A 10,894-nucleotide genomic window follows, 5' to 3' on the forward strand; every position below is an offset into this window, starting at 1 on the left:
TAAACGTTTGACTATCCAGGCATGATTTCCGCAGAGCCTGGCCGAGTGGCTTTGGGTGCGCGCCTGCGGCATTCGGAAGCGGTGAACGGGCGCGCCCACAGGCTGCGCTGTGGGGCCGGCGGGCAGGCGCCCGCGCTGGGGAGAGGATAGTCAGCGCACTGAAATCGTGCCGTCAACGACCGTCGTCGATGCCCCGCCGATCCAGGTCTTGCCTCGGGCATCGTCGTAATCGACGAAGACCCGGCCGGCCCGGCCGATCGCGACGCCTTGCCGGACCGTGTAACGGTCGCCCGGCCGCGCATCGCGCGAAGAGAAGAGGCTTGCCAGACCCGCGTTCGCACTGCCGGTGACGGGATCCTCATAGATCGAAAGCTCGTCGTCCATGACGATGCAGCGCATCTCGTAAGACGCCGGACCGCCCGCAGGATGCGCTGCATAGAGGGTGAGCCCCTTCATGCCTGCGCGTTGCACGATGTGAGAAAGCGCGGACGGGTCGAGCTTGACGGTCACGCAGCGCTCCGGTGAGGTCAATCCGACGGTCAGCCACCGCACGCCATTGTCGACGGCGCTCGGCGGGACGCGAGTGAAATCGATCTCATCCTCCCCCACGCCGAGTGCTTCCCGCAGCGCCGCGAACTCGGTCTCCGGCAGCGGCGTAATGCGTGCGGGCGGGGCGGCGAAGGCGCGCACGCCCGGCGCCCGATCTTCGATTTCGACGAGTCCCACGCCGCACTGCTGCACGAGCCGGCCCGCGGTACGCGCGACGTAGCCGCTTTCCACCAGCGCGTGCGCGGTGCCGAGGGTGGGGTGGCCGGCGAACGGCAACTCCCCCGCGGGCGTGAAGATCCGTACGTAGTAGTCGGCCGCGGGCTCGGTCGGCTCGAGCAGAAACGTCGTTTCCGAGAGATTCGTCCATCGGGCGATGGCCAGCATCTCGTCGGCGTCGAGCCCATCGGCATCGAATACGACGGCGAGCGCATTGCCCTTGAAGGGTACGTCCGAAAAGACGTCGACCTGTTTGAAGCGAACGCGGCGCGCACTCATACGGCCTCCTTGACGTTACGCGAGCTCCGCGACGAGTTCGATTTCGACGCAGGCGCCGGTCGGGATCTGCGCGACGCCGAATGCCGAACGCGCGTGCTTGCCCGCCTCGCCGAATACTTCGACGAAGAGCTCCGAGGCACCGTTGGTGACGATGTGCTGTTCCGTGAATTCGAGCGTCGAGTTGACGAGGCTCATCACCTTGACGATGCGCTTGATGCGGTTCAGGTCGCCGAGGTGCGCATGCAGCGTTGCGATCAGATCGATGGCGATCGAGCGGGCGGCTGTCTTGCCCTCCTCGGTCGTCATGTTCGCGCCGAGCTTGCCGACCCACGGTTTGCCGTCCTTTTTCGCGATGTGGCCGGAAAGGTAGACCGTGTTGCCCGTTTGCGCGGCCATGACATAGGCGGCGGCCGGTGCGCCGGCTGTCGGCAATTCGATGTTCAGTGTCTTCAGCGTGTCGTAGACGTTGTGTTGTGCCATGAGTAGTGTCCTCGAAGAGTCTTGGAAAGTTGAGATGAGCAACGCGCGCGTGCGTTGCCTAGATGCGTTCGCGGATCAGCGCCGCCAGGCGCGCCACGCCCTCGTCGATGCGCGCGGGCGGGACGGTGACGAAGGACAGCCGCAACGTATGGTGTTGCGGGTCGCCCGCGAAAAACGGCGCGCCCGGCACGAATGCGACATTCGCGGCAACGGCGTGCTCGAGCAGTGCCATGGTATCGATGCCAGCGGGCAGTGTCACCCAGATGAACATGCCGCCTTCGGGACGATTCCAGCTGACGCCGTCGGGCATGTGCCGGGCGAGTGCGGCCAGCATCGCCTCGCACTGATCGCGATAAAGCGCGCGCACGGCCGGGATTTGCTCGTCGAGGTAGCCGTCCTTCACGACTTCGTGAACGATGCGCTGAGTGAGCGTTGGCGTATGGAGATCCGTCGCCTGCTTGGCCTGCACGAGTTTGAAGTGAAGGTCTTCGGGCGCGACGATGTAGCCGAGCCGCAATCCGGGCGCGAGCACCTTCGAGAAGGTGCCGCAATAGACGATGTGATCGGGCGCCATCGACAGCATCGTCGGCAAGGGCGAACCCGCGTAATCGAGTGCGCCGTACGGATCGTCCTCGATCACGGGAAATTTGCTCGCACGCGCGAACTCGGCGAGCGCGACGCGCCGCTCGAGCGGCAGGCGCCGGCCTGTCGGATTCTGAAAATTCGGTTGCGCGTAGAGCAGGCGCGCGCCCTGCGTGAGCATCGGCGTCAGGCTCTGTGGAACGAGACCGTGATCGTCGGTCGGTACTTGCACGCAGTGGGGCTCGTAAAGCGAGAACGCCTGCAGCGCGCCGAGATAAGTCGGCGTTTCGACGAGAATCGGGCTGGCCGGATCGATCAGCACTTTGCCGAGCAGATCGAGCGCCTGTTGCGAGCCCGTCGTGATCAGTACCTGCGACGGACGAATCGTTGCATTGCTCGTCGACACACGCGCGGCGACCCACTCCCGGAGCGGCAGGAAACCTTCCGTCGCGCTGTACTGCAGTGCCGCGGCCGGCGCCTCGCGCAGCACGCGATTGGTCGCTTCGCGAATGCGCTCGGCCGGGAAGGTGGCGGGTGCCGGCAGGCCGCCCGCAAACGAAATGACCTCGGGCCGCTCGGTGACTTTCAGGATTTCGCGGATGGCCGAACTCGTCAGCTTGCGGGCTCGCTCGGAAAGCTGCCAGTCGCGTTGCGGCATATCGCTGTGGTCCATGAAAGTCTCCTTGGAATGGGTCGATGAGTGGGCTTGAAAAAATGAAATGGGCCAATCGGGCGGCGCACGATGGCGGGGCGCAAGACCGCAGCGGATATGTCGTCTCGACGGATGCGCGCGGCAAAAGACGCGATTATCGCTCCAGTTGCAGCCCGGCGCGTGCTCTCGGCGCTGCCGTACGTACGGCAGCCTTGCGGCCCACGAGCACGGTCGCGATGACTGCGGCCGCGAAAAACCAGGTCGACGGCTGCACCGATTCGCCAAAAAAGAGCGCGGCGAAGGCAATCGTAAAGAAGATCTGCAGCAACTGCACTTGCCCCACGCGTGCCGTACCGCCCATGGCGAGTCCCGCATACCAGGCGAAGAAGCCGATGAATTGGGAGAAGAGCGCGACATAGCCGAACGCGAGCCAGGTCGCGAGCGCGAAAGGCGCCGGGTGTGCCAGATGTTGCCGCCAGGCCAGCCAGCCGACGGGGATGACGAGAAACGGCGCCGCGACGACGAGCGCCCAGCAGATCACCTGCCAACCGCCCATTTGGCGCGCGAGCCGGGCACCTTCCGCATAGCCGAGCGCGCCGATGGCGACGGCAACGAGCATCAGCCCGTCGCCGGCCCTCAGCGTGCCGCCGCCGGCATGAAGCGCGAACGCGACGACGAGCGCGCTGCCGAGCGCCGCGCTGGCCCAGAAAGCGAGCGAGGGCCGTTCATGCGAAAGCCACGCCGCATAAAGCGCCACGAAAAGCGGCTGCAAGCCCCCGACGAGCGCACCGTGCGAGGCGGGAACGCTTTTCATCGCCCACGCCGAAAACACCGGAAATGCGACGATGACGCCGAGCGCCACGACGAACAGGCCGCGCAGTTCGGCGCGATTGGGCAGCCGTTCGCGGCGCCAGGCGAGGAGCGCAGCGGCGGGTACCGCTGCGGCGAGTGCGCGCCCGAGACCGTTCAGGAGCGGGTGAAATTCCTGCACGACGATGCGTGTCATCGGCAGCGTCAGGCTGAAGACGATGACGCCGACGAGGCCGAGCAGCATGCCACGCGATTCGCGAGTGTTCATTGAGGACGGGATTCCAGAGTCGATTGTTGTCGATTGCATCGGGGTGTAGCTATTGCCGCTCGTCGCAGCGTCCGGCGTGCGCGGCTCGGCGCCGCGAACGTGCCGCTCAACGCAGCACGCGCATTCCGGCGGGCGTTTCGATTTCGGCCGCGAGTACTGGCGCGTCAGCCGGCGCGTCGTCGAACTCGATCAAGTGGCCGACGCCCAGCCATGCCAGTTGCTCTCGGATCGGCGCCGGGCGCGGATGCCGCGCCTTGAGCGCACGCAGCGCGAGGTCGGTGGCGGGTAGCCGACTGGCCGGATGCGCGGTGGTGTCCCACTGGATCAAAGTCGGCAACACGCCGTCGCCCGCGCCTTGCCAACTGGGAAAGCTGCCGTCGTCGGGGACCGTCAGTCGCCAGGTGAGCTCGCCGCGCGACATCGGCATGACGGGCGCGATTCTCGATGGATATTGCGCCTGCAACCGCCCGAGATCTTTCGGACGCACGACACGCACGGCCCAGTGAGCGAGAAACGGGCCGGCCTCGAGACGTGCCTTCATCACGTCGTCGTCGAGCGAGAACCAGCGGGGACGGCGCTCGTTCGCCGGTTCGCTGCTGCGTTGCGCATCAGGATCGACAGCGATGATTTCGAGATACACCGTGCCGAAAAGGCCCAGCAGCCTGTTGTGCGTGCCCATCCGTGCGTGGGCGCCGCCGGCGACCGGTTCGACGCCGAGCGTTTCGGCGACGTGGCGCGCGCCCTCCTCGAGGGTGCGGGCCGCGACGATCAGGTGGTCGAGTTCGAGTGCAGAGGCAGACATCATGCGGAAACGGTGCGCGATAGCGACGGATGGTTCGACAGCCGAAAGAACGGAGTGTGCTTCACTTTAATCGGCGTGGCCTGCACAGTAACGGTACAATCGCTTCGATACTTTTCTGTACAGTTCGGATCCTGCCATGTCCGTCCCCCTCGATCTCATCCCCGCGCCCCACGGCGCCTCGCAGCTCACGCTCGTCGAACAGCTGGTTCAATGGGCGCGTCGACGTGTCGAGGAGCGCGTGTTCCGCCCCGGCATGCGCATGCCGTCGATCCGCAAGCTGGCCCAGGACAAGGGCGTGTCGCGCTTTACCGTCGTGGAGGCCTACGAGCGGCTCGTGGCGCAGGGATATCTCGAATCGCGGCGCGGCTCGGGCTTCTATGTGCGGGAGCGTTCGTCGGGAGCGCCCGATTGCCAGCGCCAGCAATCCGGCGCCACGTTGCGGGAAGCGCGGCCGCCGAGTCCGATCGATGTCGCCTGGCTGCTGCGCGTTACCGTGCAAACCAGCAGTCCGGAAAAAGGCCCGGGGCTCGGATACTTGCCGACTCGCTGGCTCGACGGCGAACTCATGGCCGGGGCGTTGCGTACGCTCGGCCGCCAAAGCCCGACGCAATGGCTCGGCAACGGCACGGCACAAGGCTTCTTGCCGCTGCGCCAGCAATTGCAGACGCGTCTCGAGGAACTTGAAATCGGCGCGGCGCCGGAGCAGATCGTCCTCGTATCGGGGATTACGCAGGCAATCGATCTGATCGCGCGCGTCTATATCCAACCGGGCGATCCTGTGATCGTGGGCGATCCGGCCTGGTTCCAGATGTTCGGGCGCTTTGCCTCTCAAGGCGCCCGGCTCATCGGGATGCCCTACACGCCGAACGGACCCGATATCGACGCGCTGGAAACGCTCGTCGCCACTTGGCGGCCGAAGATGCTGGTCATCAATTCGGTGCTGCACAACCCCACCGGGACGTCGCTGACACCGGCGCAGGCGTTTCGCATTCTGCGGCTCGCGGAGGCGTACGATTTCATCGTCGTCGAGGACGACGTCTATGGCGACCTGTGTCCGCCGAGCTATCCGGCGACGCGACTGGCGAGCCTCGATCAATTGAGGCGCGTCATCTATCTCGGCAGCTTTTCGAAGACGTTGACGGGCAATCTTCGCGTCGGGTTTATCGCGTCGTCGCCCGATCTCTCGCAAACGCTCGCCGATCAGAAACTGCTCGTCGGCATGGCCACGCCCGAGCTCAATGAGCGTTTGCTTTACAAGATATTGACCGAGGGGCACTACCGCCGGCATGTCGAGCGTCTTCGCGGGCGGCTCGACGGCGTGCGCGACAAGTGCGCGCGGATGCTCGAAGCCGTGGGCCTCTCACTGTTCACGATGCCGGCGGCCGGCATGTTCCTGTGGGCGGACACCGGAGTCGATTCCGATGCGCTGGCCGCGGCGGGGCAGGAGGTGGGGTTCCTGCTTGCGCCGGGTAGTCTTTTTTCGCCGCATCAATCGCCGACGACCTGGATGCGTTTCAACGTAGCAAATTGCGGCGATCCCGCGCTGCCGGGTTTTCTGTCCGGCTACCTGGACGGCCGACGCCCGGCGAGGGTCTTGAAAACGGCACAGGCCGCCCCCAATTGAGCGGCCGTTCGCGGCGAATTGCCGGCACCGCGTGGCGTAGCCGCGATGCGCGCGCCGGGGAATGCGCCTTGCTGCGCATGTGGCCCGCAGCCGATGAGTCTCCAACCGTTACTGACGAGAAATAGGGAATCGAGAGCATGGCACAAGAAACCATGAGCTTCCAGGCGGAAGTGAAGCAGCTCCTGCAGTTGATGATCCACTCGCTGTACAGCAACAAGGAAATCTTTCTGCGCGAGCTGATTTCGAATGCGTCGGATGCGGCCGACAAGCTGCGCTTCGAGGCGATCGCGAACAGCGGTCTTTTCGAGGACGATCCGAATCTGCGCATTCGCGTGTCGTTCGACAAGGCGGCGAAAACGATCACGATCGACGATAACGGGATCGGCATGAGCCGCGACGAAACGATCTCGCACCTCGGCACGATCGCCCGCTCGGGGACGAAGGAGTTCTTCGCGAACCTCTCGGGCGATCAGCAAAAAGATGCGGCGCTCATCGGCCAGTTCGGTGTCGGGTTTTATTCGGGCTTCATCGTCGCCGACAAGATAACGGTCGAGACGCGCCGCGCGGGGCTTCCAGCAGCCGAGGGGGTGCGCTGGACGAGCGCGGGCGAGGGCGATTTCTCGGTCGAAACGATCGAGCGCCCCGCGCGCGGCACGACGATCACGCTTCACCTGCGCGAAGGTGAGGATGAATTGCTCTCCGGCTACCGTCTACGCTCGATCATCCGCAAGTATTCCGACCACGTGGCGCTGCCGATCCTCATGAAAAAAGAAGAGTGGGATTCGGAGAAGGGCGAGACGGTCGAGAAGGACGAGGACGAGACCGTGAACCAGGCCAGCGCGCTCTGGACTCGGCCCAAAAGCGAGATCACCGACGAGCAATACACGCAGTTCTATCAGCATCTCTCACACGACCATCAAGACCCGCTCGCATGGACGCACAACCGGGTCGAGGGGCGCAGCGAGTATACGCAGCTGCTTTACGTGCCGTCGCACGCGCCGTTCGATCTCTGGAACCGCGAGCATCGCGGCGGTCTGAAGCTCTATGTCAAGCGTGTGTTCATCATGGACGACGCCGAGCAGTTGCTGCCGTCGTATCTGCGCTTCACCAAGGGGGTCGTCGATTCGAGCGATCTGCCACTCAACGTATCGCGTGAAATCCTTCAGGAAAGCCGGGACGTGCGTTCGATTCGCGAGGGCGTGACCAAGCGCGTCCTCTCGATGCTCGAGGAGCTCGCGAACGCCGAGACTGACGAAGGCAAGGCGAAATACGCCACGTTCTGGAAGGAATTCGGCCAGGTGCTGAAGGAAGGCCTCGGCGAAGACTTCGCGAACCGCGAGCGCGTCGCCAAGCTGCTGCGCTTTGCCACGACGCACACGGATTCGGCGGAACAGACCGCTTCGCTTGCCGAGTACGTCTCGCGGATGAAGCCCGATCAGTCGAAGATCTATTACGTCAGCGCCGAGAGCTGGCAGGCCGCGAAGAACAGCCCGCATCTCGAAGTGTTCCGCAAGAAGGGCATCGAAGTACTGTTGCTGTCGGATCGCGTCGACGAGTGGGCGCTGGCCTATTTCACGGAGTTCGAGGGCAAGCCGCTCGTCAGCGTTGCGCGTGGCGATTTGGACCTCGATGCATTCAACGACGAGGAGAAAAAGGCGCACGAGGCTTTGAGCGAGACGATGAAGCCGCTCGTCGAGAAGATGAAGGATGTGCTCAAGGATAAGGCGAAGGATGTCCGGCTGACGTTCCGTTTGACCGATTCGCCTTCGTGTCTTGTCGCCGACGAGGGCGAGATGAGCGGCTACCTTCAGCGCATGCTGAAGGCTGCGGGGCAGCAGGCTCCGGAATTTCATCCGATCCTCGAGGTCAATCCGGAGCATGCGCTCGTGAAACAGCTTTCGGTCGAGCATGCGGATTTCGCTGACTGGTGTCATCTGCTGTTCGATCAGGCTCTGCTGGCGGAGGGGGGCGCGTTGGAGGATCCAGCGAGCTTCGTGAAGCGCACTAACGCGCTCTTGCTCGCGCGGTAATGCCGGCGGCAGCGCAGCGCTTGCTTCGGTCGCGCGCCGCGGGCGCCCGGTGGGGGCTCGCGCCGCGCCCGATATGCTCGCCCGATCAGAAGGACTGGTTGACGCGCGGCGGTTCTCTGACCGCGCATTTGCGCACGCTCGGCGAGGTTGCCGTACGCGTCACGCGCGAAACGGTTGCGCAGGCGTGGCCTGACGAGCACGCCGCGCTCGGCATTGCACCGCGTTCGCCGGTGTGGGTGCGTGAGGTCGTGCTCGAAGTGGCCGGCGTGCCGTTCGTGGTCGCACACAGCATTGCACCGCTCGCTGCGAGCCGCGGTGTATGGCAATCGATGCGCCGGCTGCGTACGCGCCCACTTGCCGAGCTCTTGTACAGCGATCGCGACGTTTCGCGTTCAGCGCTCGCGAGCGCGCGGCTCACTGGCCGGCATCCTCTTTTCACGCTGGCTTGCCGAGCGATTGCCGGTCCGGCGCCGCATGCGCTCGTCGCGCGTCGTTCCGTGTTCGTGCGACAGGACGCGCCGCTGATGGTGACCGAGTGCATGCTACCGGCGCTTTGGGAATGCCTCGGGCGGCGATCGCGGTCAGCGTTGCTCGATCCATCGATGTCGTGACGTTCAAGCGCTCATTTGCTCCTGTGGTCGATGACGAGACCCGCGTACTCGTGCTCGGTAGTCTGCCGGGTGAGATGTCGCTCGCGCAGGGGCAGTACTACGCGCATCGCCAGAATCGGTTTTGGCATTTGATGGGCGATGTGATTGGTGTGGCGCTGCCGGGGATGGAATACGAAGCGCGGCTGCAAGCTCTGCTCGTTCATCGGGTGGGGCTTTGGGATGTCATCGCGAAGGCGAGGCGCGAAGGCAGCCTCGATAGCCGCATTCGCGATCACGCGACGAATGATCTCGCCGCGCTCGTGGCAGCGTTGCCGAATCTGGCCGTTGTCGCGTTCAACGGCGGTACCGCTGCCAAGATCGGGATGCAGGCGCTGGCCGAAAGTCGAATCTCGCTCGATCTGATCAAGCTACCGTCGAGCAGCCCCGCGTATGCGTCGGTCCCTTATGTCGAGAAGTTGAGGGCGTGGGAGGCGTTGCGGAAATGGTTGGCGGCCTAGCTTTGCTTGAAGCAAACACTCCCGCGTCTCAGTCGAGGCCTTACGAGTGTCCCCATCACCCGAATGACAACGCCAGCTCGACTCCCGAGTAGTTGACGCGCGGCGCCACTTCCCGGCCCTCGCCTTCTTCGAAATGAACAAGCCCATATTGCTCCATCATTCGAAGCATTCGCGATCGATTGGATTTCGCACGGCCCGAGCGTTCGGCCAACTCGGTCAGCGATGCCGGTTTCGTCTCTGCGATCAGTGCCAGCAGCGACCGGTTTCGGTCGGAAAGCACCTGCGCTAGCGTCTCGAGCGACTGAAACCAAACCTTGGGCTCGTTGGGGCTGGGCACACATTCGCCCCTGGCGATTGCCATCGTCCGAGCCTTGTATTGCTCCAATGATGCGATCCCGACCTTCAAAACGTTAGCTGTTCTCATGCTGACTACTCTTTCTCGCTACGATCGCTTCGACTTCCGCCCTGAAGTCCGCGAGCAATTTTGCGGCGTCCTCATAGACATAGACGCGAGCGGGGCGGATATCTGGCCGGAAATCGCTCCATGCGGTCATGCGTCCGGGGCTCGCGAAGCCGGCAGATGCTAACGACAAAATGGCGCCTTATCGGCACATGGCTTGTTTTTAAGACAGGATGTCCGTCGCATGCGATTTGGCTCTAGCCCGGATGGTTTGCCGGCCGTGCCGTTTTAAGGACCTTCGCATGGAGGTGTGGACTACTTGCGAACAACTCGCGAGCGTTGGCGGGATCGGTTGCGATAACACGGGCGTCATGAGTCGGGCATCGCTCGCAGTCCTGCTTGTGCGGCCGTGCTTTATGCCGAGAAGTTGCGGGCGTGGGAAGCGCTGCGCGAGTGGCTCTCGGCGTGGCTTCGCTCAAATCGGATCATCTTTGGGAGGTGCCGCGAAGAGGTCATAGAGCGTTCCCGCGGGGTAGCGTCAGTTGGGCGGAAGCAGTTGTTCAAGGCGAGAGACCGTGTCTATGAGTTCGGCGGTTAGCCGAACCAACTCTGCGGTTAGACTCGCTGGAAGGTCGATGTTGCCTTCGTATTCGGCTGCGTTGCGCCTGCGATGGCAGTTATCGAGTACGCGCCATTTTTCGGTTGCCCAGCCGATCGTGTGTTCGAGGCACTGAAACACGAGGTATCGATCGTCGCTCCGATATCCGGTGTGCGCGTAAGGCGGCGCGGCGCGGCGTGGGCGGCATCGTACGCGAGGACGAACTGGCTCTCAGTGGCCATCGTGTCACTGTTTGTGACTGTGCCGATCAAGGTGCGAGCGGGGCCCATCAGATGTTCGAATTCGCTGCGGTTCGCCGGGAAGGGCTTTAGTTTTCCAATGCGTACGAGGTTATCCAATACGGTCAATGTCTGGGGGTGACCCGTTTCCGTGGACGGTTAAGCAGTTGAATTTTGGTTCGGCTGATTTCCTCCATGTTGGGCGCTTGCGCGAGTTGTCCACGGTCGGTCGGCGGGTCGCCTATCACGACCACGAC

General features: G+C 63.8%; 10 protein-coding genes. 4 read left to right on the forward strand and 6 right to left on the reverse strand.

The annotated features are described in order from the left end of the window. Nucleotides 1–150 precede the first annotated feature (150 nt). From GWC77_RS20745 to GWC77_RS20765, 5 genes are all read right to left on the reverse strand, one after another. Complete coding sequence (locus GWC77_RS20745; protein ID WP_173260033.1) at nt 151–1,044, reverse strand: PhzF family phenazine biosynthesis protein; 894 nt, start codon at nt 1,042–1,044, stop codon at nt 151–153. A gap of 15 nt (nt 1,045–1,059) precedes the next feature. Next, nucleotides 1,060–1,524, reverse strand: coding sequence for a RidA family protein (locus tag GWC77_RS20750; protein ID WP_173260034.1), 465 nt, complete (start codon nt 1,522–1,524; stop codon nt 1,060–1,062). Between the two features lie 58 nt (nt 1,525–1,582). Further along, on the reverse strand, nt 1,583–2,779 hold the full coding sequence (locus GWC77_RS20755; protein WP_173260035.1) for a PLP-dependent aminotransferase family protein: 1,197 nt from the start codon (nt 2,777–2,779) through the stop codon (nt 1,583–1,585). Nucleotides 2,780–2,912: 133 nt separating this feature from the next. Beyond that, nucleotides 2,913–3,836, reverse strand: coding sequence for a DMT family transporter (locus GWC77_RS20760; protein ID WP_173260036.1), 924 nt, complete (start codon nt 3,834–3,836; stop codon nt 2,913–2,915). Between the two features lie 106 nt (nt 3,837–3,942). Continuing rightward, nucleotides 3,943–4,638: a VOC family protein gene (locus tag GWC77_RS20765; protein WP_173260045.1), complete on the reverse strand. Its 696-nt coding sequence runs from the start codon at nt 4,636–4,638 to the stop codon at nt 3,943–3,945. Nucleotides 4,639–4,774: 136 nt separating this feature from the next. Here GWC77_RS20765 and GWC77_RS20770 point away from each other — a divergent pair, with 136 nt between their 5' ends. The 4 genes from GWC77_RS20770 to GWC77_RS20785 all read left to right on the forward strand — a co-directional run bounded on the left by GWC77_RS20770 (nt 4,775) and on the right by GWC77_RS20785 (nt 9,400). Further along, entirely contained in the window at nt 4,775–6,262 is a 1,488-nt protein-coding gene (locus GWC77_RS20770) for a PLP-dependent aminotransferase family protein (RefSeq protein ID WP_173260037.1), read from the forward strand. A gap of 137 nt (nt 6,263–6,399) precedes the next feature. Continuing rightward, nucleotides 6,400–8,292: a molecular chaperone HtpG gene (gene htpG / locus GWC77_RS20775; RefSeq protein ID WP_173260038.1), complete on the forward strand. Its 1,893-nt coding sequence runs from the start codon at nt 6,400–6,402 to the stop codon at nt 8,290–8,292. Continuing rightward, nucleotides 8,292–8,903 carry a chorismate lyase gene (locus GWC77_RS20780; RefSeq protein ID WP_173260039.1) on the forward strand — a complete coding sequence of 204 codons (612 nt, stop codon included), beginning with the start codon at nt 8,292–8,294 and terminating at the stop codon, nt 8,901–8,903. The genes htpG and GWC77_RS20780 overlap by 1 nt, the downstream gene beginning before the upstream one ends. After that, nucleotides 8,900–9,400: a DNA-deoxyinosine glycosylase gene (locus tag GWC77_RS20785; protein ID WP_173260040.1), complete on the forward strand. Its 501-nt coding sequence runs from the start codon at nt 8,900–8,902 to the stop codon at nt 9,398–9,400. The genes GWC77_RS20780 and GWC77_RS20785 overlap by 4 nt, the downstream gene beginning before the upstream one ends. A gap of 55 nt (nt 9,401–9,455) precedes the next feature. On the opposite strand, the gene GWC77_RS20790 is transcribed toward GWC77_RS20785, so the two are convergent. After that, nucleotides 9,456–9,761, reverse strand: coding sequence for a helix-turn-helix domain-containing protein (locus GWC77_RS20790; protein WP_254367067.1), 306 nt, complete (start codon nt 9,759–9,761; stop codon nt 9,456–9,458). Nucleotides 9,762–10,894 lie beyond the last annotated feature (1,133 nt).

Origin of the sequence: Paraburkholderia sp. NMBU_R16, from assembly GCF_013282575.1 — a bacterium.
Taxonomy (GTDB): Bacteria; Pseudomonadota; Gammaproteobacteria; order Burkholderiales; family Burkholderiaceae; genus Trinickia.

Excerpts from the sequence above, each read along its gene's own strand:
- htpG (WP_173260038.1), top strand. The coding sequence starts at position 6,400 with ATGGCACAAGAAACCATGAGCTTCCAGGCGGAAGTGAAGCAGCTCCTG.
- GWC77_RS20755 (WP_173260035.1), bottom strand. The coding sequence starts at position 2,779 with ATGGACCACAGCGATATGCCGCAACGCGACTGGCAGCTTTCCGAGCGA.
- GWC77_RS20760 (WP_173260036.1), bottom strand. The coding sequence starts at position 3,836 with ATGAACACTCGCGAATCGCGTGGCATGCTGCTCGGCCTCGTCGGCGTC.
- GWC77_RS20745 (WP_173260033.1), bottom strand. The coding sequence starts at position 1,044 with ATGAGTGCGCGCCGCGTTCGCTTCAAACAGGTCGACGTCTTTTCGGAC.
- GWC77_RS20770 (WP_173260037.1), top strand. The coding sequence starts at position 4,775 with ATGTCCGTCCCCCTCGATCTCATCCCCGCGCCCCACGGCGCCTCGCAG.
- GWC77_RS20765 (WP_173260045.1), bottom strand. The coding sequence starts at position 4,638 with ATGTCTGCCTCTGCACTCGAACTCGACCACCTGATCGTCGCGGCCCGC.
- GWC77_RS20780 (WP_173260039.1), top strand. The coding sequence starts at position 8,292 with ATGCCGGCGGCAGCGCAGCGCTTGCTTCGGTCGCGCGCCGCGGGCGCC.
- GWC77_RS20750 (WP_173260034.1), bottom strand. The coding sequence starts at position 1,524 with ATGGCACAACACAACGTCTACGACACGCTGAAGACACTGAACATCGAA.
- GWC77_RS20790 (WP_254367067.1), bottom strand. The coding sequence starts at position 9,761 with ATGGCAATCGCCAGGGGCGAATGTGTGCCCAGCCCCAACGAGCCCAAG.